The organism is Caulobacter sp. HJHS_5 (assembly GCF_056683955.1).
This window is the reverse complement of sequence record NZ_JBWZNC010000003.1, coordinates 157,754-179,018: the sequence shown is the minus strand read 5'-3', so window position 1 is coordinate 179,018 and position 21,265 is coordinate 157,754. Positions and strand designations below refer to the sequence as shown.

At 69.1% G+C, this 21,265-nt stretch carries 18 protein-coding genes and 1 tRNA gene; 11 read left to right on the top strand and 8 right to left on the bottom strand.

Going from position 1 to position 21,265, the window contains the following annotated elements; translation table 11 throughout:
• The first annotated feature begins 18 nt into the window (after positions 1-18).
• On the top strand, positions 19-1,227 hold the full coding sequence (locus ACFLIT_RS07060) for a threonine ammonia-lyase (RefSeq protein WP_479910501.1): 1,209 nt from the start codon (positions 19-21) through the stop codon (positions 1,225-1,227).
• Between the two features lie 7 nt (positions 1,228-1,234).
• Here the strand turns inward: ACFLIT_RS07060 and ACFLIT_RS07055 are convergent, their stop codons facing one another.
• Positions 1,235-2,110 carry a UTP--glucose-1-phosphate uridylyltransferase gene (locus ACFLIT_RS07055; protein WP_479910500.1) on the bottom strand — a complete coding sequence of 292 codons (876 nt, stop codon included), beginning with the start codon at positions 2,108-2,110 and terminating at the stop codon, positions 1,235-1,237.
• Between the two features lie 118 nt (positions 2,111-2,228).
• Between ACFLIT_RS07055 and ACFLIT_RS07050 the strand changes: the two genes are divergently transcribed.
• Positions 2,229-2,720 (top strand): FKBP-type peptidyl-prolyl cis-trans isomerase, encoded by a 492-nt coding sequence (locus ACFLIT_RS07050; protein ID WP_479910499.1) that lies wholly within the window; start codon positions 2,229-2,231, stop codon positions 2,718-2,720.
• 140 nt (positions 2,721-2,860) lie between these two features.
• Here ACFLIT_RS07050 and purU read toward each other — a convergent pair whose 3' ends face one another.
• Positions 2,861-3,703, bottom strand: coding sequence for a formyltetrahydrofolate deformylase (gene purU, locus ACFLIT_RS07045; RefSeq protein ID WP_479910498.1), 843 nt, complete (start codon positions 3,701-3,703; stop codon positions 2,861-2,863).
• Between the two features lie 128 nt (positions 3,704-3,831).
• Between purU and argE the strand changes: the two genes are divergently transcribed.
• Positions 3,832-5,004 carry an acetylornithine deacetylase gene (gene argE, locus ACFLIT_RS07040; protein ID WP_479910497.1) on the top strand — a complete coding sequence of 391 codons (1,173 nt, stop codon included), beginning with the start codon at positions 3,832-3,834 and terminating at the stop codon, positions 5,002-5,004.
• Here the strand turns inward: argE and ACFLIT_RS07035 are convergent.
• Positions 5,001-6,014 carry a glycosyltransferase family 2 protein gene (locus ACFLIT_RS07035; protein WP_479910496.1) on the bottom strand — a complete coding sequence of 338 codons (1,014 nt, stop codon included), beginning with the start codon at positions 6,012-6,014 and terminating at the stop codon, positions 5,001-5,003. The genes argE and ACFLIT_RS07035 overlap by 4 nt on opposite strands.
• A 48-nt stretch (positions 6,015-6,062) precedes the next feature.
• Here ACFLIT_RS07035 and ACFLIT_RS07030 point away from each other — a divergent pair, with 48 nt between their 5' ends.
• Positions 6,063-6,944 carry an alpha/beta fold hydrolase gene (locus tag ACFLIT_RS07030; RefSeq protein ID WP_479910495.1) on the top strand — a complete coding sequence of 294 codons (882 nt, stop codon included), beginning with the start codon at positions 6,063-6,065 and terminating at the stop codon, positions 6,942-6,944.
• Here ACFLIT_RS07030 and queG read toward each other — a convergent pair.
• From queG to ACFLIT_RS07010, 4 genes are all read right to left on the bottom strand, one after another.
• Complete coding sequence (gene queG, locus ACFLIT_RS07025) at positions 6,941-8,047, bottom strand: tRNA epoxyqueuosine(34) reductase QueG (protein WP_479910494.1); 1,107 nt, start codon at positions 8,045-8,047, stop codon at positions 6,941-6,943. The genes ACFLIT_RS07030 and queG overlap by 4 nt on opposite strands.
• A gap of 132 nt (positions 8,048-8,179) precedes the next feature.
• A complete protein-coding gene (gene fzlA, locus ACFLIT_RS07020) occupies positions 8,180-8,866 on the bottom strand; it encodes an FtsZ-binding protein FzlA (protein WP_479910493.1) in 687 nt (228 codons plus the stop codon).
• Between the two features lie 115 nt (positions 8,867-8,981).
• Entirely contained in the window at positions 8,982-13,556 is a 4,575-nt protein-coding gene (gene gltB, locus ACFLIT_RS07015; RefSeq protein WP_479910492.1) for a glutamate synthase large subunit, read from the bottom strand.
• Between the two features lie 5 nt (positions 13,557-13,561).
• Positions 13,562-15,001 carry an NAD(P)-dependent oxidoreductase gene (locus ACFLIT_RS07010; RefSeq protein ID WP_479910491.1) on the bottom strand — a complete coding sequence of 480 codons (1,440 nt, stop codon included), beginning with the start codon at positions 14,999-15,001 and terminating at the stop codon, positions 13,562-13,564.
• Between the two features lie 190 nt (positions 15,002-15,191).
• Here ACFLIT_RS07010 and ACFLIT_RS07005 point away from each other — a divergent pair, with 190 nt between their 5' ends.
• On the top strand, positions 15,192-15,995 hold the full coding sequence (locus tag ACFLIT_RS07005; RefSeq protein WP_479910490.1) for an undecaprenyl-diphosphate phosphatase: 804 nt from the start codon (positions 15,192-15,194) through the stop codon (positions 15,993-15,995).
• A gap of 25 nt (positions 15,996-16,020) precedes the next feature.
• On the opposite strand, the gene ACFLIT_RS07000 is transcribed toward ACFLIT_RS07005, so the two are convergent.
• Complete coding sequence (locus tag ACFLIT_RS07000; RefSeq protein WP_479910489.1) at positions 16,021-16,980, bottom strand: complex I NDUFA9 subunit family protein; 960 nt, start codon at positions 16,978-16,980, stop codon at positions 16,021-16,023.
• A 116-nt stretch (positions 16,981-17,096) separates the two neighbouring features.
• Between ACFLIT_RS07000 and ACFLIT_RS06995 the strand changes: the two genes are divergently transcribed.
• The 6 genes from ACFLIT_RS06995 (at position 17,097) to lptB (ending at position 21,255) form a co-directional block, all read left to right on the top strand.
• Entirely contained in the window at positions 17,097-18,344 is a 1,248-nt protein-coding gene (locus ACFLIT_RS06995; RefSeq protein ID WP_479910488.1) for a glutamate carboxypeptidase, read from the top strand.
• A gap of 91 nt (positions 18,345-18,435) precedes the next feature.
• A tRNA-Leu gene (locus tag ACFLIT_RS06990) sits at positions 18,436-18,522 on the top strand.
• Positions 18,523-18,598: 76 nt separating this feature from the next.
• Complete coding sequence (locus tag ACFLIT_RS06985; RefSeq protein ID WP_479910487.1) at positions 18,599-19,216, top strand: ribonuclease D; 618 nt, start codon at positions 18,599-18,601, stop codon at positions 19,214-19,216.
• 12 nt (positions 19,217-19,228) lie between these two features.
• Positions 19,229-19,843, top strand: a complete 615-nt coding sequence (gene lptC / locus ACFLIT_RS06980; RefSeq protein ID WP_479910486.1) for an LPS export ABC transporter periplasmic protein LptC — start codon at positions 19,229-19,231, stop codon at positions 19,841-19,843.
• A gap of 38 nt (positions 19,844-19,881) precedes the next feature.
• A complete protein-coding gene (locus ACFLIT_RS06975) occupies positions 19,882-20,487 on the top strand; it encodes an LptA/OstA family protein (protein WP_479910485.1) in 606 nt (201 codons plus the stop codon).
• A 21-nt stretch (positions 20,488-20,508) separates the two neighbouring features.
• Positions 20,509-21,255 (top strand): LPS export ABC transporter ATP-binding protein, encoded by a 747-nt coding sequence (gene lptB, locus ACFLIT_RS06970; protein ID WP_479910755.1) that lies wholly within the window; start codon positions 20,509-20,511, stop codon positions 21,253-21,255.
• Positions 21,256-21,265: the final 10 nt, after the last annotated feature.

The window sequence follows — 21,265 nt, the reverse complement described above, 5'->3', positions numbered from 1 at the left end:
CGCTAGACCGCCACGACCATGACCCTTTCTCTCGACACTATCCGCGCCGCCGCCGCCCGTCTCGCGGGCCAGATCGAGCGCACGCCCTGCCGCTATTCGCGCACCCTGTCGCAGATCACCGGCGCCGAGGTGTGGGTGAAGTTCGAGAACCTGCAGTTCACCGCCGCCTACAAGGAGCGCGGCGCGCTGAACAAGCTGCTGCTGCTCAGCGAGGAAGAGCGTTCGCGGGGCGTCATCGCCGCCTCGGCCGGCAACCATGCCCAGGGGCTGGCGTACCATGGCGCGCGCCTCGGCGTGCCCACCACCATCGTCATGCCGCGTTCGACCCCGTTCGTGAAGGTGCAGCACACCCGCGACTTCGGGGCCAATGTGGTGATGGAGGGCGACAGCTACGACGACGCCTCGGCCTTCGCCCGCCGCCTGCAGGAAGAGCGCGGCCTGACCTTCGTCCACCCGTTCGACGACCATGACGTCATGGCCGGCCAGGGCACCATCGCGCTGGAAATGCTGGAGGACGTGCCGGACCTGGAAATCCTGCCAGTGCCGATCGGCGGCGGCGGCCTGATCAGCGGCGTCGCCACCGCGGCCAAGGCGATCAATCCCGAAATCCGCGTTATCGGCTGCGAGCCGGCGATGTATCCGTCGTTCACCGCTCGCATGCGCGGCATGAACGCCCCGGCTGGCGGCGGCAACACCATCGCCGAGGGCATCGCGGTCAAGCGCGTGGGCGACCTGACCTACGCCACGGTCCGTCCGTTGCTGGAGGACGTGCTGCTGCTGGAAGAGCCGTATCTGGAGCAGGCGGTCAGCCTCTACGCCAATGTCGAGAAGACCATCGCCGAGGGCGCGGGCGCCGCGTCGCTGGCGGCGCTGTTGGCCTATCCGGAGCGCTTCCGCGGTAAGAAGGTCGGCCTGATCCTCACCGGCGGCAACATCGACACCCGCCTGCTGACCGGCGTGCTGACCCGCGAACTGGTGCGCGCCCAGCGCCTGGTCTCGCTGCGGATCATCGGCGACGACCGGCCGGGCCTGCTGGCCACGGTCTCGACCGTGATCGGCCAGCAGGGCGCCAACATCATCGAGGTGGCGCACAACCGCCTGGCGCTCGACGTGCCGGCGAAGGGCGCGGAGTTCGACCTCTTGATCGAAACCCGCGACGCCGCCCACACCCAGGAGATCGTCGACGCCCTGCGCGAGGTCGGTTACCCGCCTCGCACCGTGGGCTGATCGGCTTTTAGAGCAGCGCGGTGATGGCGGCGCGAGCCGCCTCGCCGAGGTCGGCGCGCTTCAGAGCGAGGCCGACGTTGGCGCGCAACAGGCCGATCTTGTCGCCGCAATCGTGGGTCACGCCCTGATAGGCCAAGGCGTGGAAGGCCTGCTCGCCCATCAGCGCGGCCATGGCGTCGGTGAGTTGGATCTCGCCGCCGGCGCCCTTGCCCTGCTTGGCCAGCATCGGGAAGATTTCCGGCTGCAGGATATAGCGGCCGGCGATGGAGAGATTGGACGGGGCCGTGCCCGTCGGCGGCTTCTCGACCATGCCCTTCATGGCCACCAGCGGGCCCGAGGCGTCTCCCGAGGGATCGACGACGCCGTATTTGTGGCACTCGCTGTCCGGCACCGGCTCGACGCCGATCAGGTTGCCGCCGACGGTCTCGTAGGCGTCGATCAGCTGCTTCAGGCAGGCGGTCTCGGCGTCGACGATGACGTCCGGCAGCATTACCGCGAACGGCTCGTCGCCGATGATGTCGCGGGCGCACCACACGGCGTGGCCCAGGCCCAAGGGGGCCATCTGGCGCACGAAGCTCATCTCGCCCGGCTTCGGCAGCTCGGCGAGCAGTTGGTCGAGGATGGCGGTCTTGCCCTTGGCGGCCAGCTGGGCCTCCAGCTCCACCTGGTGGTCGAAGTAGTCCTCGATGGCGCCCTTGGAGCGGCCGGTGACGAAGACGAAGTGCTCGATGCCGGCCGCGCGGCCTTCCTCGACGATGTAGGACAGGATCGGCCGGTCGACGACGTTCAGCAGCTCCTTGGGGGTCGTCTTGGTGCCGGGCAACACCCGCGTGCCCAGACCCGCCACCGGCAACACCGCTTTACGGACGCGCTTCTGACTCATCGATCGTTCTCCAAACCTTTTGCTCGCCCCCGCGAGCCAGCAAGACTTACGCCATGCCGGTTGACGCTATGCGTGCCAGTACGGCCTATGCCGGTCCAGAACCTAACCGAGTGTTTCGATGAATCGGCGACTAGTGCTCTCTTCCCTGACCGCTTTCATTCTGGCCGCCTGCGGAAAGCGCGAGGGCGCAAGCCGCGCCGACGCGGACGCCAACCTGACCAAGGCCAAGGCCTTCATGGCCGAGAACGCAAAGGCCGAGGGCGTGAAAAGCTTTCCCGACGGCCTGCAGTACAAGATCGTGCGCCAGGGGCCGGGCGAAGGCCCCAATCCGCGGCCGCAGGACCTGGTGAAGGTGCACTACGAGGGCAAGCTGACCGACGGCTTCGTCTTCGACAGCTCCTACGACCGTGGCGCGCCGGCGGTCTTCCCCCTGCGCGGGCTCGTGCCGGCCTGGGTCGAGGCCCTGCAGCAGATGAAGGCCGGCGACGAATGGACCTTGTGGGTGCCGCCGGAGCTCGGCTACGGCGCCGAGGCCAAGGGGCCGATCCCGCCCAACAGCGTGATGATTTTCCGCATCGAACTGCTGGGCGTGTCGCCGCAGGGCGGCTGATAGTGGGGCCGTCCTCGTGCTTCGAGGCCCGCTCACGCGGGCGCCTCAGCATGAGGACTGCTTGAGGCTCGGCGTCTCACTCGAAATCCTCATGCTGAGGTGCGAGCATGGCGAGCCTCGAAGCACGAGGATTTCGCTCCTCAGTCCGTGAACACCACCGTCTTGCGGCCGTTGAGCAGCACCCGGTCCTCCAGCTGCCAGCGCACGGCGCGGGCCAGGACGCGGCGTTCGATGTCGCGGCCCTTGCGGATCAGGTCTTCCGGCGTGTCGCGGTGGCTGATGCGCTCGACGTCCTGTTCGATGATCGGACCCTCGTCGAGGTCGCCGGTCACGTAGTGGGCGCTGGCCCCGATCACCTTCACCCCCCGCGCATGGGCCTGGTGGTAGGGCTTGGAGCCCTTGAAGCCCGGCAGGAAGGAGTGGTGGATGTTGATGCAGCGCCCCTCGAGTTTGGCCGAAAGGCCTTCCGACAGCACCTGCATGTAGCGGGCGAGCACGACCAGCTCGGCGCCGGTCTCGCGAATCAGGGTCCAGAGCGCCGCTTCCTGCTCCAGCTTGGTCTCCTTGCTGATCGGCAGGTGGTGGAAGGGCAGGTCGGAAAGGTCGACGTGCGGGAAGCTGTCGGCCGGGTGGTTGGAGACCACGGCGACCACGTCCATGGGCAGCTCGTCGATGCGCCAGCGGTAGAGCAGGTCGCTGAGGCAATGGTCGAAGCGCGAGGCGAGGATCAGCACCTTCTGTCGCACCGCCCGGTCGCGCATGCGCCAGGTCATCGAGAAGGCGGCGGCGATCTCAGCGAAGCTGAGACGCAGGTCTGCGACATTGGACTGCGCTGGATCGAACACCACCCGCATGAAGAAGCGACCGGTCTCCTGGTCGTCGAACTGCTGCGCGTCGAGGATGTTGCAGCCGGCGTCGAACAGGAAGGTCGAGACGCGGGCGACGATGCCGGGGCGGTCGGGGCAGGAGAGGGTCAGGATCATAGCGGAGGCTGTTTAGCGTTCCTACCGGGCCTCTGTCATGCCCGGCTGCTCGGCGATTGGGCGTTCGCGCCCTGTTTGCGTGTCCGCGAGGCGTGGCGGGGCGGCCGAACGAGGTCTAGAGTTCGGCGATGACGTCCACCGAAGCCCTGGCCCAACGCGCCGTCGACATCCTCGCCCGCCTGGTCGCCTTCGACACCACCTCGCGCAATTCGAACCTCGCCCTGATCGAGTGGGTCGAGGCCTATCTCGCCGACCTCGGGGTCGAGACGCGTCGCGTGCCCAACCCCGACGGGCACAAGACCAACCTCGTCGCCACCTTGGGCCCGAAGGTCGACGGCGGCGTCGTGCTCTCGGGCCACACCGACGTGGTGCCGGTCGACGGCCAGCCGTGGAGCACCGATCCCTGGACCCTGACCGAGAAGGACGGGCGGCTCTACGGCCGCGGGACCTGCGACATGAAGGGGTTCCTCGCCCTGGCCCTGGCCGCCGCGCCGGACCTCGTGGCCGCACCGCTGGCCCGCCCGGCTCACCTGGCTTTTTCCTATGACGAGGAGGTCGGCTGCCTGGGCGCGCCGGACATGATCGCGACGATCGCCCGCGAGTTTCCCAAGATCTCGGCGGTGGTGGTCGGCGAGCCCACCGATATGCAGGCGGTCAGCGGTCACAAGGGCATCGCCACCTTCCGGGTGACCGTGACCGGCCGCGAGGCTCACTCCAGCCTGCCGAGCCAGGGCCTTTCGGCCAACATGGTCGCCATCAAGCTGATGAGCCGCCTGGTCGCCCTGTCCGAGCGGCTGGCGGCCGAGGCGGACCCGGCCTCCCTGTTCGCGCCGTCCTACCCGACCCTGACGGTCGGCCAGGTGAACGGCGGCACGGCCGTGAACATCCTGGCCCGCGAGTGCGTCTTCCTGTTCGACCTGCGCTGCCCGCCGCCGGCCGATCCGAAAGCCATCCTGGCCGACTTCTTCGCCGAGGCGGCGCGAATGGACGCCGAGATCAAGGCCCGCTTCCCCGAGTGCAGCGTCCGCATCGAGACCCGCTCCCAGACGCCCGGCTTCGCGCCGGAGCGCGACGGCGCCGCCGAGGTCCTGGCCCGCCGCCTGGCCGGGGACAACGGCCCGCCCCGCGTGGTCAGCTACGCCGCCGAGGCTGGCCAGTTCCAGGGCGCGGGCTTCTCGGTGGTGATCTGCGGCCCTGGCTCGATCGAACAGGCGCACCAGCCGGACGAGTATGTCGAGATCAGCCAGATGCAGCGCGGCGCGGCGTTCATGGCGCGGTTGATCGAGGAACTCCAGGCCTAGCCGCGGATGACGATCCTTCGGCCGAGGAAGGCCACCGGGTCGAGGGCCATGACGCGCAGGATGTCGATGGCCGGTGTCTTGCGCGCCGCCTGAATGGCCCGTCGCTGGGCAAGCACGGGCTCAAGATCCTTCAGCGCCGCGCGGATGCCGCGCATCACCGGCCCGGCGTCGCGCCGCCGAAGGTGCAGCAGCAGGAGGCCGGCGGTGACCGCCGCGTGCAGGGGCGCGGACCACCACAACATGGCCGAGGGGGTGTTCTTGACGAAGGTCCACACCCGGTTGCGCGAGCCGTGGAACAGGGCGAAGTCCGAGCGGACGCCGAGGGTCGCCGAGCCGACGTGGCGGACCACCGCCTTGGGCGCCAGCCGCACGCGTTCTCCGGCCAGGCGCAGGCGGTAGCCGAGGTCGACGTCCTCGCAGTAGCAGAAGAAGCGCTCGTCGAAGCCGCCGAGGTCGAGGAACAGCGGGCGGTCGATCAGCATGGCGGCGCCGCAGGCGCTGAACACCTCGCCCTCCTCCAGCGCCTTGGGACGCTGGCGACGATAGCCGCCGCGGAAGGGGATGCCGGCGCTGGTCATCACATCGCCGGCGCCGTCGAGGCGGGTCGGATCGGCGGCGTCGAGCTGCAGGCTGGTGAGGCATCGGGCGTCGGGATGGCGCGCGGCGGCGGCTAGCAGCTCGGCCAGCCACTCGGGCTCGGGCGTGGCGTCCGGATTGAGCAGGGCCAGCCAGCGGCCCCTGGCCGTGCGGGCGGCGAGGTTGTTGGCGGCGGCGAAGCCGAGGTTGTCGCCGGCCTCGATCAGCCGGAGGTGCGGGTGGGCCTCGGCGACGGCCTGGGGCGCGCCGTCGGTCGAGGCGTTGTCGACCAGGATCACCTCGAAGTCGCGGAAGGTCTGGGCGGCCAGACCCGTCACGGCCTCGGCCAGCAGCGGACCGCTCTGATAGGCGACGATCACCACGCTGACGGCCGGCGCGGCGGGCGGTTTGGGCAGGGTGGAAGCGGCGGCCATCGCATCGCTTATCGCTGCTGGCCAGGCGCTTGGCGAGGGGGCTACATCTTGGCCATGTTCACCGACATCTACTGGACGGCCGCCGACGGCCTTCGCCTCCACGCCCGCGACTACGCCCCGGCCTCAGGCGGCGGGGCGACGCCGGTGATCTGCATCCACGGCCTGACCCGCAACGCGCGCGATTTCGAGGACCTTGCGCCGCGCATCGCGGCCCTGGGCCGGCGGACGATCGCCGTCGATGTGCGTGGCCGGGGCCTGTCGGCGCGCGACCCCGAGCCCATGCGCTACCAGCCGCCGATCTATGCCGCCGACGTATTGGCGCTGATGGCCGACCAGGGGATCGAGCGGGCGGTGTTCGTCGGCACCTCGATGGGCGGGCTGATCGCCATGGTGGCGGCGGCGATGAACCCGAAGGCCGTGGCGGGCTCGGTGCTCAACGACGTCGGGCCGGAGCTGTCGCCCGTGGGCCTGAAGCGCATCGGCGGCTATGTCGGCGCCAAAGACGGTGCTTGGGAACCCGTGACGACTTGGGCCCAGGCCGGCGCCTATGCCGCGATGATCAACGGCGTCGCCTTCCCCGACTACCAGACCGACGACTGGGACCGCTTCGCGCGGCGCCTGTTCGACGAGGGCGAGGACGGCGTCCTGGCCCTCGCCTACGACCCGGATATCTCCGCGCCCTTCAAGGCGGCGCCGACTGGCCCGGCGCCGGACCTCTGGCCGCTGTTCAAGGGCCTCGTCGCCTGCGGCCCGACCTTGCTGGTGCGTGGCCAGCTGTCCGATCTGGTCGACGAGGAGATCGCGGCGAAGATGCGCGAGGCGGCGCCGGACCTGCGTTACGTCGAGGTTCCCCGCGTCGGGCATGCGCCGGAACTGACCGAACCGGAGGCCTGGACGGCGATCCGGCAACTGCTGGCGGACGCGCCTTAGGCCGCCCATTCGGCGAGGACTTCGCGGTCGCTTTCGGCCAGGTCCTTAAGCTTGAAGGCGTCCTCGCCCAGCAGGCGCCGCGCCGCCCAGACCGCCGCGCCGCGCACGACGGAATCGGGATCGCCCAGCAGCGGGACGACGACCGCCGCCAAGCTTGCGTTGCCGCTGTTGCCCAGGGCGTAGAGCACATTGCGCACGAAGCGGTCGCGGCCGATGCGCTTGACCGGGCTCTTCGAGAACATCGCCCGGAAGGCCGCGTCGTCGAGGGCCGCGAGCTCGGCGAGCAGGGGCCCGCGCAGGGCCTCGCGGGCGTGGAAGGCGCTCTCCCGCGCTGTCTGGGCGAACTTGTTCCACGGGCAGACGGCCAGGCAGTCGTCGCAGCCGTAGATGCGGTTGCCGAGCAGGGGGCGGAACTCGGTCGGGATCGGCCCTTTCAGCTCGATCGTCAGGTAGGAAATGCAGCGCCGGGCGTCGAGCTGGAACGGCGCGGGGAAGGCGTTGGTGGGGCAGACGTCGAGGCAGGCGCTGCAGGCGCCGCAGTGCTGATCGCCGGCCGCGTCGGTCGGCAGATCGAGGCTGGTCAGCACCGAGCCGAGGAACAGCCAGGAGCCGAGCTCGCGCGAGACGAGGTTGGTGTGCTTGCCCTGCCAGCCGAGGCCGGCGATCTGGGCCAGAGGCTTTTCCATCAGGGGCGCGGTGTCGACGAACACCTTCACGTCGCCGCCGAAGCCGCGCTGCATCCATCCGGCCAAGCGCTTGAGCCGCTTCTTAATCACCTCGTGGTAGTCGTCGCCCTGGGCGTAGACCGAGATCGCCGCGCGGGTCCGGTCTTCCAGCACGTCCAGCGGATTGCGGTCGGGCCCGTAGTTGACCCCCAGCACCACGGCGGAGCGCGCCTCGCCCCACATGGCGGTGGGGTGGCTGCGGCGCTCCCGCGTCGTCTCCATCCATTCCATCTCGCCGTGCCGACCGGCCTCGACGAACTCCGCCAGCCGCGCGCCGGCCGGCCAGGGATCGGCGGCCGAGGCGAAGCCCACGACGTCGAAGCCGAGCGCGAGGGCTTCGGTTCGGATCAGGGCGCGGGGGTCGGGGGGAGAGGGCACGAAAGGATTGTAAGGCAAAACGCTGCGTCATGCTGAGCCGCCGCCTTGGCGGCTGTCGAAGCACGCAGGGCGGTGCAGCCATGCATCCTTCGACCGTCCGCTGCGCGCTCGGGATGAGAAGTCAGGAGATTCTCAGAAATCCAAGTCGTCGTAGAACGCCGCCGGGGCGAGACCCGGCCAGCGGTCGGCGAGGATCGGGCGGAAGCAGGGGCGGGATTTCAGCTTCATGTACCAGGTCTTGGCGCTGGGAAAGTCGCGCCACGGCACGTCGCCAAAGTAGTCGATCACCGAAAGGTGCGCCGCGGCCGCGAAGTCGGCGAGGCTCAGGCGGCGGCCGGCCAGCCAGTCGCGGACCTCGAGCAGGCCCTCGATATAGACCATGTGGGCGCGCAGGGCCTCGCGACCGCGCCGCAGGGCGCCGAGGTCGGGGGCGCCCAGGCCGAGCACGCGCTTCTCCATCTTTTCGTGCAGCAGCAGGCCGTTGACCTCGAAATTGAACTTGCGGTCGAACCATTCGAGCAGGCGGCGCGCCTCGGCCCGCTCCTCCGGCGATCGGCCCAGCAGCGCGGGCTCAGGGGTCTGTTCCTCGAGATGCTCGAGGATCGCGCGGTTCTCGCAGACGGTCAGACTTCGGCCGCCCTGGGCCTCGACCAGCACCGGCGTCAGGCCGGAGGGGTTCAGGGCCAGGAAGTCGCGCGGCCCTTCCCAGTAGCGCACCACCACGTCGGTGAACGGCAGACGCTTTTCGCCCAGCACGAGGCGCACCTGGCGCGAGGCGGGGTCGAGCGGGAAGTGATGGAGGGTTCGTTCGAGGCTCATGCCGGTGGTGCGACGCAGTTGGACGCCACCTTAAACGCCAAAGCCGTTAAGAGCCCGTTCACCACGCGGGCGTCGATGTCGCACCCCCCTAGGGGCGCGACATCGATTTTTCGGATCAGGCGCGCTCGAACATCGCCTCTTCGCGCGCCAGCGGCACGTCGAGGCGACCCAGCATCTCCTTGGGGGTGACCTGCCAGAAGTCCGGCAGGGCGCGGTCCCATTCGCGCAGCAGTTCGCTGGCGAAGCGGCTGTGGGTCTCCTCGGCATGTTCTTCGACGAGGGCCTTCAGCACGCCTTCCCAATGCGACGAACGCAGACGGTCGATGACCACGCTCTCCGGGTTACACTCGGCCGGGAAGTGGCCGTGCGGATCGTAGACGAAGGCCATGCCGCCGGTCATGCCGGCCGCGAAGTTGCCGCCGGTCGGCCCGAGGATCACCACCTGGCCGCCGGTCATGTATTCGCAGCCGTTGGCGCCGCAGCCCTCGACCACGGTCACGGCGCCCGAGTTGCGCACCGCGAAACGTTCGCCCGCCTGGCCGGCGGCGAAGACGCGGCCCGAGGTCGCGCCGTAGAGGCAGGTGTTGCCGAGGATGGCGTTCTGCTCCGGCTGGGCCAGGTGCGTCGCCGCCTTGACCACGATGGTCGCGCCCGACAGGCCCTTGCCGACATAGTCGTTGGCCTCGCCGGTCAGCTCGATGCGCAGGCCCTGGACGGCGAAGGCGCCGAGGCTCTGGCCGGCCGAGCCCTTGAGCTGGACGGTCAGGTGGCCGGGGGCCAGGCCCTTCATGCCGAACTTGCGCACGATGTGGCTGGAGGTGCGCGAACCGATCGCCCGGGCGGTGTTCCGCACGGTGTAGGTCAGCTGCATCTTCTCGCCGCGTTCGAGCAACGGGGCCGCGTCGCGCACGATCTGGGCGTCCAGGGTGTCCGGCACGGCGTTGCGGCCTTCCACGGTGCAGTACGGCTTGCCGCCGCCGACGTCGGCCTTCACCAGCAGGGGGTTCAGGTCGAGGTCGTCGAGGTGTTCGCCGCCGCGGCTCACCTGGGCGAGCAGTTCGGTGCGGCCGACGACCTCCTGCAGGCTGCGGAAGCCCAGGGCCGCCAGGATCTCTCGCACTTCCTCGGCGATGAAGCTGAAGAGGTTGATGACCTTCTCCGGCGTGCCGGTGAACTTCTTGCGCAGGTCCTCGTCCTGGGTGCAGACCCCCACCGGGCAGGTGTTGGAGTGGCACTGGCGCACCATGATGCAGCCCATGGCGATCAGGCTGGCGGTGCCGATGCCGTATTCCTCGGCGCCCAGCATGGCGGCGATGACCACGTCGCGGCCGGTGCGGATGCCGCCGTCCGTGCGCAGCACCACCGACTGGCGCAGGTTGTTCAGGGTCAGCACCTGGTTGGCTTCCGACAAGCCCATTTCCCACGGACCGCCGGCGAACTTCACCGAGGTCTGCGGGCTGGCGCCCGTGCCGCCCACGTGGCCGGCCACCAGGATGACGTCGGCCTTGGCCTTGGCGACGCCGGCGGCGATGGCGCCGATGCCGGTGGCCGAGACGAGCTTCACCGTCACCCGGGCGATCGGGTTGATCTGCTTCAGGTCGTAGATCAGCTGAGCCAGGTCTTCGATCGAGTAGATGTCGTGGTGCGGCGGCGGGCTGATCAGGGTCACGCCGGGGGTGGCGTGGCGCAGGCGCGCGATCAGCTCCGTGACCTTGAAGCCGGGCAGCTGTCCGCCTTCGCCGGGCTTGGCGCCCTGGGCGACCTTGATCTCGATCTCGCGGCACTGGTTCAGGTATTCGGCGGTGACGCCGAACCGGCCCGAGGCCACCTGCTTGACCGCCGAGTTGGGGTTGTCTCCGTTCGGCAGCGGCTTGTAGCGGGCCTCGTCCTCGCCGCCTTCCCCCGACACCGACTTCGCGCCGATGCGGTTCATGGCGATGTTGAGGACGCCGTGCGCCTCCGGCGCCAGCGCGCCCATGGACATGCCGGGCGTCAGGAACCGCTTGCGGATCTCGTTGACGCTCTCGACCTCGTCGACGTTCACGGCCGGGCGGTCGCTGCGCCAGTCCAGCAGGTCGCGCAGCTGGATCGCCTTGGCGCCGCGCAGGCCGTCGCTCCAGCGCTTGTAGGTCTCGTAGTCGCCGGTGTCGCAGGCGGATTGCAGCGTATGGATGAGCCGGGCTTCAAATGCGTGGGCCTCGCCCGCGCGGCGCGACTTGTAGAAGCCGCCGACCGGCAGGGTGACCGCCGCCGATTCCCAGGCGCGACGGTGGATCTCCACCGCCTTGCTTTCCAGACCGGCCAGGCCGATGCCGCTGATGCGCGAAGGCATGCCGGGGAAGAACTCGGCGGCCAGGGCGCGCGACAGGCCGACGGCCTCGAAGTTGTAGCCGCCGCGATAGGACGAGATGACGCTGATGCCCATCTTGGAGATGATCTTCAGCAGGCCTGCCTCGATGGCGCCCTTGAAGTTCAGGCACACGTCGCGAAGCGTGCGCTCGCCCAGCAGGCCGCGCTCCATGCGGTCCAGGAAGCTCTCCTGGGCCAGCCAGGCGTTGACCGCCGTGGCGCCGACGCCGACCAGCACCGCGAAGTAGTGGGTGTCGAGGCATTCGGCCGAGCGGACGATGATCGAAACGTAGGAGCGCAGGCCCTTGGAGACGAGGTGGGCGTGCACGCCGCCGGTGGCCAGGATCATCGGCAGGGCGACGCGGTCCGGACCCGACTCGGTGTCGGTCAGGACGATGGCGCCGCAGCCGCGCAGCACCGCGTCCTCCGCCTCGGCGCGGATGCGGTCGAGGTTGGCGCGCAGGGCGTCACCCTGCCGCGCTTCGTCGGCCGGCAGGGGCATGGTGCAGTCGATGATCGCGACGCTCTTCTCGCCCAGATGGCCGATGATGCGGTCGTACATGCCGGTGGTCATCACCGGGCTGTTGAGCACATAGACGTCGGCCTGGGCCGCGTCCTGCGCCAGGATGTTGCCGAGGTTCTTGAACCGCGTCTTCAGGCTCATCACCCCCGTCTCGCGCAGGGGGTCGATCGGCGGGTTGGTCACCTGGCTGAAGTTCTGACGGAAGAAGTGGCTGAGCGGACGGTACTTGTCCGACAGCACGGCCAGGGGCGCGTCGTCGCCCATCGAGCCGACGGCTTCCTTGCCGTCCTCGACCATGGGGGCGAGGACCATCTCCATGTCTTCCAGCGTCAGGCCGGCGGCGAACTGGCGGCGAACCAGCTCCTCGCCGAAGGCGCGGCGCGGCTCGGGACCCGGCAGGATCTCCTTCTCGAGATCGACCATGTTGCCCAGCCACTCCGTATAGGGGTGGGACGAGGCCAGGCGGTCGATGATGTGGTCTTCCGAGTAGAGCTTGGCCTCCATCAGGTCGACGGCGATCATGCGCCCGGGGGCGATGGCCGACTTCTTGACGATGCGGCTGTCGGCGACGCCGCACATGCCCGCTTCCGAGCCGACGATCAGGATGCCGTCGTCGGTCTGCGCGACCCGCAGGGGACGAAGCCCGTTGCGGTCCTTGCCGGCCACGACCCAGCGGCCATCGGTGGCGCAGACGGCGGCCGGGCCGTCCCACGGCTCCATCACGGCGTTGCAGTAGGAATAGAGCGCCTTGTGCGACGGCGGCATCTGCTCGTCGGTCTTGCCGTTCCAGGCTTCCGGCATCAGCAGGGCCTTGGCCATCGGAGCGTCGCGGCCGGCGCGGACCAGCACCTCGAAGGTGTTGTCGAGCGCCGCCGAGTCCGAGCCGCCCGGCAGGATGACCGGCTTCACGTCGTCCCCGAAATCGCCGAAGGCCTGGGCGGCCATCTTGATCTCGTGGCTCTTCATCCAGTTGATGTTGCCCTTGACGGTGTTGATCTCACCGTTGTGGGCCAGCATGCGGAACGGCTGGGCCAGGCGCCATTCCGGGAAGGTGTTGGTCGAATAGCGCTGGTGGAAGATCACCACCGCGGCGTGGAAACGCTCGTCGCGCAGGTCGGGGTAGAACTCGTCGATGTGCTCGGCGAGGAACATGCCCTTGTAGATCAGGCTCTTGGCCGAGAACGAGCACAGGTAGAAGCCCACGTGGTTGGCTTGGTGGGCGCGCTTCTCGATCCGCTTGCGGCACAGATAGAGCGCGCGCTCCAGCGCTTCGCCTTCCAGGCCGGCGGGCGGCGCCAGCATGATCTGCTCGATTTCCGGACGCGTGGCGTTGGCCTTCTCGCCGATGACGGCGATGTTCACCGGCACCTGGCGCCAGCCGTAGATGTAGAAGCCGAAGCGCAGGGCTTCCGCCTCGACGATCGTGCGGCAGGCTTCCTGAGCGCCGAGGTCGTTGCGCGGCAGGAACACCTGGCCCACGGCGATGGGGCCGGGACGCAGGGCGTGGCCCGTGCGCTTCACCTGGTCGGCGAAAAAGTCCTGCGGCACGGACAGCAGGATGCCGGCGCCGTCGCCGGTCTTGCCGTCGGCGTCGACCGCGCCGCGGTGCCAGATGGCCTTCAGGGCCTTGATGCCGAGCTCGACCACTTCACGGCGCGGCTTGCCGTCGATGGAGCAGACGAGGCCCACGCCACAGGCGTCGTGCTGGGCGGTGATGTCGTAGCCGTTGGCCTCGAACAGGCGCTCGCGCACCGCCTCGTAGGCGGTGGTGTATTCGGCGGCGCTCATGCCTTCAGGCAGGGAGGTGTGATCGGTCATGTCGATTACTCCGCGGCCGCCAGCGCGGGGCCTTCGACCTTGGCGCGCAGGTAGCGATGCATGGCTTCGGCGGCGTCGCGGCCGTCGCGAATGGCCCAGACGACCAGCGAGGCGCCGCGAACGATGTCGCCGGCGGCGAACACGCCGTCCAGGTTGGTTTGCAGGGTGCGCAGGTCGGCTTTCACCGTGCCCCAGCGCGTGGTCTTGAGGTCCGGCGCGGACCATTGGGTCGGCAGGTCCTCCGGTTCGAAGCCGAGGGCCTTGATGACCAGCTGGGCCGGCTTTTCGAAGTCGGCGCCCTCGATTTCCTCGGGCGACTGACGGCCGGAGGCGTCGGGCGGGCCAAGGCGCATGCGGGCCGAGCGGACGCCGGCGACGTGGTCGGCCTCGCCCAGCACGGCGCGCGGGGCGGCCAGCCATTCGAAGGTCACGCCCTCCTCCTCGGCGTTGGCCACCTCGCGCATCGAGCCCGGCATATTGGCCTTGTCACGGCGATAGAGGCAGGTGACCGACTTGGCGCCCTGGCGGACGGCGGTGCGCACGCAGTCCATGGCGGTGTCGCCGCCGCCCACCACGACCACGTCCTTGCCGGCCGCTTCGAGGTGCGGCGCGTCGACCGCGTCGCCAAGGCTGCGGCGGTTGGAGGCGATCAGATAGTCGAGGGCCGCGGCCACGCCGGTGGAGCCGGCGCCGGGGGTGGTCAGTTCGCGCGCGGCGTAGACGCCGACGGCGATCAGCACGGCGTCGTGCTCGGCCCGCAGGTCGGCGAGGCTGGCGTCACGGCCGACCTCGAAGCCCAGCTTGAAGACGACGCCGCCGTCCGCGAGCCTCTTGGTGCGGCGTTCGACGACGTCCTTCTCCAGCTTGAAGCCGGGGATGCCGTAGATCAGCAGGCCGCCGGCGCGGTCGTGGCGATCGTAGACGGTGACCTTGTAGCCTTCCTCGCGCAGGCGCTCGGCGGCGGCCAGACCGGCGGGGCCGGCGCCGACGATGCCGACGGACTGGCCGCGCTCGGCGCGGGCCTGCAGCGGCTTCACCCAGCCGTTCTCCCAGGCCTTGTCGGTCAGGTAGCGCTCGACCGAGCCGATGGTCACGGTGCCGTGGCCCGATTGCTCGATCACGCAATTGCCTTCGCACAGGCGATCCTGCGGGCAGATGCGGCCACAGACTTCCGGCATGGAGTTGGTGGCCTGCGACAGGGCGTAGGCTTCCTCCAGGCGGCCTTCGGCGGTCATCCGCAGCCAGTCGGGGATGTTGTTGTGCAGCGGGCAGTGCGATTGGCAGAACGGTACGCCGCACTGCGAGCAGCGCGACGCCTGCTCCTTCGCCTTGGCGTCAATGAAATCGGCGTAGATTTCGTGGAAATCGCCAGACCGGGTCTCGGCGGCGCGCTTATCGGGCGTTTGCCGCTGGACGACGGTGAATTTCAACATGCGCTCGGCCATGCCGCTTCCCCTCGAGGCGCTTTCCAGGGAAAACGCGATTGTCGGCGGCATAAAGCGGCAAAGTCTCAGCTCGAAAACGCGATAGTAAAATCATTCGACCATTTTTGCACGGCGTTTGGCGAAACAGCCGTGTTTTTGGCAGGGTGATAACGGTTATCAGTCAACCATTTTGACCAACGGTAGTTTGCCCATGCCCGACTGGCTCAGCGCCATCGTCCTCGGACTCATCGAGGGCCTCACCGAATTCATCCCGGTGTCCTCCACGGGCCACCTTCTTCTCGCCAAGACCGCCATGGGCCTGCAGGGGCCGACCTGGGACACCTTCGTGGTGCTGATCCAGCTGGGCGCGATCCTCGCGGTGGTGGCGCTCTACTTCCAGCGACTGTGGTCGGTGCTGGTCGGCCTGCCGACCTCGGCCGAGGCGCGGCGCTTCGCCCTGTCGATCCTGATCGCCTTCCTGCCGGCCGTGGTGCTGGGCCTTGCCCTGCACGACTTCATCAAGGCGGTGCTGTTCGAAAGCCCGGCGGTGATCTGCTGGTCGCTGTTGATCGGCGGGGTGGTGCTGCTGGTCATCGACCGCTTCGCCCCAGAGCCGCGCTTCAAGGACTCGATGAAGTATCCCTGGCTGACCTCGCTGGGCATCGGGCTGTTCCAGTGCCTGTCGATGATCCCGGGGGTGTCGCGCTCGGGCTCGACCATCGTCGGCGCCCTGCTGCTCGGCGGCGACAAGCGCTCGGCGGCCGAGTTCAGCTTCTTCCTGGCCATCCCGACCATGGTCGCGGCCTTCGCCTACGATCTCTACAAGAGCCGCGAACTGATCAACATGGACAGCGCCGGCCTGATCGCCGTCGGCTTCGTGGTGTCGTTCATCTCCGGCCTGGTGGTCATCAAGACCATGCTCGGCTTCGTGGCCAAGCGCGGCTACGGCCTGTTCGGCTGGTGGCGCATCATCGTCGGCGCCGGCGGCCTGCTGCTGCTGACCTTCGCGCACTGAGGGCGGCGTCGCCCTCGCATCGCGGCTAAGCCGCCGACGTCGCTTCCATGTCGGCGTACTGGCCGCCGTGGCGGTAGCGGTAGAGGTAGCTGTCGACGATGGCTTCCACCGGGGTGGCGGCGATGCCGAGGGCTTCGAGGCCCGGGGCCTGGCCGGAGGCGATGTTGTCGACCGCCAGCAGGCGCAGTTGGTCGCTCGTCAGCGGCGGCTTGACGCCGACGAAGGCGAGGATGTCGCCCAGCAGGGCGACCGGGCCGCTGAGCGGGCCGGGCAGGGGCAGGAGGGCGCGGCGACGGCCGGTTTCGCGCAGCACCAGTTCGGCGACCTCACGGAAGGTGAAGGTGGCCGGGCCGGCCAGCTCGTAGGTCCCGCCAGCATCATTCCCGGCCAGCTGGGCGAGCGCGGCGGCGACGTCGTTGACGAACACCGGCTGGAATCTGGTCTCGCCGCCGGCGGGCAGAGGAACCACCGGCAGGATGGCGGCCATCTCGCCGAGCTTGTTGAAGAAGTCGTCTTCCGGGCCGAACACCACCGAGGGGCGCACGATCGCGGCCTTGGGGTAGACCGCCTTCACCGCCGCCTCGCCGGCCGCCTTGCTACGGGCGTAGGCCGAGGGGCTGTCCGCGTCGGCGCCCAGGGCCGACATCTGCACGAAGCGCTTCACGCCCTTGCTCTTGGCCAGCTGGGCCAAGTGGCCGGCGGCCTCGCCGTGCAGGGCGAATTTCTGCGGGCCGGACTCGTAGAGCACGCCGACGAGGTTGATCACCACCTCGGCGCCTTCGAGGGCGCGCAGGATGGAGGCGTCGTCGCGCAGGTTGGCCTGCACCACCTCGATCTGGCCGACGTCGCCCAGCATGCGCAGGCGGTAGCCGCGACCCGGATTGCGTTGCGCCGCGCGCACCCGCCATCCGGCCTTGGCCAGAGCCCGCACCGTGGCCCGGCCGATGAAGCCCGAACCGCCGAACACCGTCACCAGGCCTTGCATCGCCTAAGTCCTCGTCAATCTTCGAGCGGGGTTAGACCAAACCGACCCCGCCGCGCAATGCGCCTTGCGGCCCGCGGCGCTGCCTATAGCGTCGGAACTACCGATTTGGAGCCGTCATGTCCCGCCGTCTCGCTCTTCTGGTCGCCTGCGCGGCGCTGGCCGTTCCCGTCGTCGCGGCGGCGCAGGCGACGCCTGACGCCCAGCTGTGGGCCGCCGCCCAGGCCGCAGAGGCGCCGGCGCTCGATCTTCTGGCTCAACTCGTCGCCATCGACAGCCAGACCGGCGACAAGGAGGGCGCGGCCAAGGTCCAGGCCCTGCTCACGCCGCGCCTGCGGGCGCTCGGCGCCGCTTCGGTCGAGGTGGTCGCCAGCGAAAACCCCGCGGTGGCCGACAATCTGGTGGCGAGATTCAAGGGCAAGGGCAAGGCGAAGATTCTGCTGATCGCCCACCTCGACACGGTGTTCCCGCGCGGCGCAGCGGCGGCTCGGCCGTTCCGGCGCGAAGGCGGCCGGGCGTTCGGACCGGGCGTGGGCGACGAGAAGGGCGGTCTGGTCGCCGGCATGACCGCGATTTCGATGCTGAAGGGTCTTGACCGCGCGGACTACGGAACCCTGACGCTGCTGGTCGACGGTTCGGAGGAGACCGGATCGCCCGGCTCCACCCAGCTGATCCGGCGGCTGGCGCGGGAGCACGACGTCGAGTTGAACCTCGAGCCCGGCGATCCGCCGGACGCCATCACCGTCTGGCGCAAAGGCTCGACCAAGTTCGCCATCGAGGTGAAGGGCCGCGCCGCCCACTCGGGCGTCGCCCCGCAGGACGGCCGCAACGCCGCGGCCGAACTGGTCAACCAACTGTCGCAGCTCGGCGGGTTTCCGAAGTCGGGCGAGCAGGAGACGGTGAACCTGACCGTGATGCGGGCCGGCGAGCGCAACAACATCATCCCCGACGCCGCCCAGGCCACGCTCGATGTACGGGTGCGTCGCCAGGAGCAGGTCGACGCCATCGAGGCCGAGTTGAAGCGTTACGCCGCAGCGCCGTCCATCGAAGGCGTGACGGTGAGCGTCAGCCACAGCACCTCCTTCCCGCCTCTGGCGGGGGACGCCGCGACGATGGCCCTGGCCGAGCGGGCGGCGCGCCTCTACGGCGAGCTTGGGCGCAAGATCGTGTTCGGCGGCAACGGCGGCGCCTCGCAGTCGGCCTTGGCGGCGGCCGAGGGCGCGCCGGCCCTCGACGGCCTCGGCTTCGTCGGCGGCGACTTTCACACCGACAAGGAGTGGATCGACCTGTCGACGGTGGCCCCACGGCTCTATCTGCTGGCGCGTTTGATTGAGGATCTGTCGAAGGCGCCGCCGAAGAAGAATTAAGCGCATTTTGCGCCGTTGACCGCTTGGGGCCGGCGCCCTATAGCGCTCGCCTTCGCGTCGACGCCCGGCCTGCCGGACGATCGGGTTGCGAGCCCAGGTGGCGGAATTGGTAGACGCGCTGGCTTCAGGTGCCAGTGGCCGAAAGGTCGTGGAGGTTCGAGTCCTCTCCTGGGCACCACCCCTCATTCGTTTCAGAGCGTGACAGCCCCTCGCGGGCTCCTCTAAACGGGGAGGCTCACCGGAGCGCTCTGACCTTGGCCAATTTCCTGCATCAAGGCGACCTGCCCGCCGGCCTGTTCGCCGACGCCACGGCGGTGGCCATCGATTCCGAGACCATGGGCCTGCGGTTGGGCCGCGACCCGCTCTGCGTGGTGCAGATTTCGGCCGGCGACGGCGCCGCCCATCTCGTGCGCCTCGACCGGTCGACCTATGACGCGCCGAACCTGAAGGCCTTGCTGACCGATCCGAAGGTGCTGAAGCTGTTCCACTTCGGCCGTTTCGACATCGCCATGTTCCTGCTGCATCTCGGCGTGCTGACGGCGCCGGTCTACTGCACCAAGATCGCCTCCAAGCTGGCCCGCACCTACACCGACCGTCATGGCCTGAAGGACGTGACCCGCGAACTGCTGGGCGTCGAGCTCTCGAAGGTGCAGCAGAGTTCGGACTGGGGCGCGCCCGCCCTCAGCGACGAACAACAGGCCTACGCGGCCTCCGACGTGCTCCATCTGCACAAGCTGCGCGATCGCCTGGACGCCATGCTGGTCCGCGAGGGGCGGATGGGCCTCGCCCAGGCGGCGTTCGACTATCTTCCGCACCGCGCGGCGCTCGATCTGGCCGGTTGGGAAGATGTCGACATCTTCGCGCACAGCTAGCGAGCCCTCCTGGTGAGCGCCGCCACCCTCGACCGGCCGATGCGGCCCGACCTGCGACGCTGGAAACGGCGCTCGCGGATGATCGCCATGTTCCGCCGGCTGCTGCCCACGGCGATCGGTCTGGTGATCGTGGCGCTCGCCGGTCAGGTGGTGTGGAACAGCGTCATCGCGGCCGAGGGCAAGCTGAAGGACCAGTCGGCGCCGATCCGCATGATCAACCCGCGTTTCCAGGGTCGAGAAGGCAACGGCCGAGCCTTCATCATCTCGGCCGACACCGCCACGCGCGACGACAACGACCTGCGCCGCGTCATGCTCGACAAGGCGGTGGTGACCCTCGGCGTCGATACGCCGAAGCCGACGCGGGTGACGGCCAACACCGGCGTCTATATCGAAGGCGATCCCATCGTGCGCCTGAAGGGCGACGTGCAGATCGACGACGGCACGGGCTACCATTTCAGCACCGAGATCGCGAACCTCGACACCCGGATGAACACGGTGCAGGCGGACGCGCCGATCACCGGCACCGGTCCGATCGGCGAGGTGCAGTCGGACGCATATCAGGTGTATGATCAGGGCGACCGGATCATTTTCCGCGGCAGGGTTCGCGCGAAGATCAATCGGGACTAGATGAAGACGTGTCGCGCCCCGCAGCAGGATTCGAGAGCATGAAGCGCCAAGTCAGCACCGGGCAGAGCCCCAGAGTCCTTGGGACTCCGCTGCGCGCCGTCCTGGGCCTGGCCTTCGCCGGCCTGCTGGCGACGGGCGCCGACGCTCAGCTCGCCTCCAACTCGAGCGCCCCGATCGACATCACCTCCGATGAGAGCGAGGTGATTTCCAGCCGCTGCCTGTCGATCTGGCGCGGCAACGTCGAGGCGCTGCAGGACACCTCGCGCCTGCGCGCCCGGGTGATCAACGTCTATTCCAAGCCGAGGCCCGGGGGCGGCGAGGGCCTGGGCCGCTGCGGCGTGACCGACCGGCTCGAGGCCGAGGGCGACGTCTATTACGTGACCCCGCAGCAGACCGTGAAGGGCGACCGCGCCGTCTATACCGCCGACAACGACACCATCGTCATGACCGGCAACGTCATCGCCGTGCAGGGCAAGAGCGTGGCCCGCGGGGATCGCATGACCGTGCAGGTGAAGAACGGCCAGATGCAGATGGAAACCAACGTCAAGGGCCGCGGCCGTCCGGGCCGGGTGCGGGGCGTGTTCTATTCGGAAGAGAAGCCGGCGGCTTCGCCGGCCGCCCCGGCTCCGCCGGTCAGGCGTTGAGGCTGCATGGCGTCCCCACAGATGGCCGTCGACGCGACGGCGGCTGACGACGGTCTGTTCGTCGATCAGGTCGGCAAATCCTTCAACGACCGCCCCGTGGTCAACAATGTCTCGCTGCGCCTGCGTCGCGGCGAGGTGGCGGGCCTGCTCGGCCCGAACGGCGCCGGCAAGACCACCACCTTCTATATGATCACCGGCCTGATCCAGCCGGACTACGGCGCGATCCTCCTCGACGGCGAGGACATCACCGGCCAGCCGATGTACCAGCGCGCCCGCATGGGCGTGGGCTACCTGCCGCAGGAAGCCTCGATCTTCCGCGGCATGACGGTGGAGGAGAACGTCCTCGCCGTGGTCGAGATGCGCCAGAAGAACGGCGCCCAGGCGCGCGAGACGACCACGCGCCTGCTTGAGGAATTGCGTATCGAACACCTGCGCAGGAGCCCGGCGGTGTCGCTTTCGGGCGGCGAGCGCCGCCGCGTCGAGATCGCCCGGGCCCTGGCGTCCGAGCCGTCGTTCATGCTGCTCGACGAGCCGTTCGCCGGCATCGACCCCCTCGCCATCGCCGACATTCGCGAGGTGATCGGCTATCTGAAAGGCCGGGGCATCGGCATTCTGATTACCGACCACAACGTCCGCGAGACGCTCGACATCATCGATCGCGCCTCGATCATCCATGCCGGCGAGGTGTTGTTCGAGGGCTCGCCGCAGGACGTCATCGACGACCCGGAAGTGCGCCGTGTCTATCTGGGCGACCGCTACAGCGGCTGAGGAAACGACG

Coding starts and splice junctions, on each gene's coding strand:
- ACFLIT_RS07060 (WP_479910501.1), top strand. CDS start 19: ATGACCCTTTCTCTCGACACTATCCGCGCCGCCGCCGCCCGTCTCGCG.
- ACFLIT_RS07055 (WP_479910500.1), bottom strand. CDS start 2,110: ATGAGTCAGAAGCGCGTCCGTAAAGCGGTGTTGCCGGTGGCGGGTCTG.
- ACFLIT_RS07050 (WP_479910499.1), top strand. CDS start 2,229: ATGAATCGGCGACTAGTGCTCTCTTCCCTGACCGCTTTCATTCTGGCC.
- purU (WP_479910498.1), bottom strand. CDS start 3,703: ATGATCCTGACCCTCTCCTGCCCCGACCGCCCCGGCATCGTCGCCCGC.
- argE (WP_479910497.1), top strand. CDS start 3,832: ATGACGTCCACCGAAGCCCTGGCCCAACGCGCCGTCGACATCCTCGCC.
- ACFLIT_RS07035 (WP_479910496.1), bottom strand. CDS start 6,014: ATGGCCGCCGCTTCCACCCTGCCCAAACCGCCCGCCGCGCCGGCCGTC.
- fzlA (WP_479910493.1), bottom strand. CDS start 8,866: ATGAGCCTCGAACGAACCCTCCATCACTTCCCGCTCGACCCCGCCTCG.
- gltB (WP_479910492.1), bottom strand. CDS start 13,556: ATGACCGATCACACCTCCCTGCCTGAAGGCATGAGCGCCGCCGAATAC.
- ACFLIT_RS07010 (WP_479910491.1), bottom strand. CDS start 15,001: ATGGCCGAGCGCATGTTGAAATTCACCGTCGTCCAGCGGCAAACGCCC.
- ACFLIT_RS07005 (WP_479910490.1), top strand. CDS start 15,192: ATGCCCGACTGGCTCAGCGCCATCGTCCTCGGACTCATCGAGGGCCTC.
- ACFLIT_RS07000 (WP_479910489.1), bottom strand. CDS start 16,980: ATGCAAGGCCTGGTGACGGTGTTCGGCGGTTCGGGCTTCATCGGCCGG.
- ACFLIT_RS06995 (WP_479910488.1), top strand. CDS start 17,097: ATGTCCCGCCGTCTCGCTCTTCTGGTCGCCTGCGCGGCGCTGGCCGTT.
- ACFLIT_RS06975 (WP_479910485.1), top strand. CDS start 19,882: ATGAAGCGCCAAGTCAGCACCGGGCAGAGCCCCAGAGTCCTTGGGACT.
- lptB (WP_479910755.1), top strand. CDS start 20,509: ATGGCCGTCGACGCGACGGCGGCTGACGACGGTCTGTTCGTCGATCAG.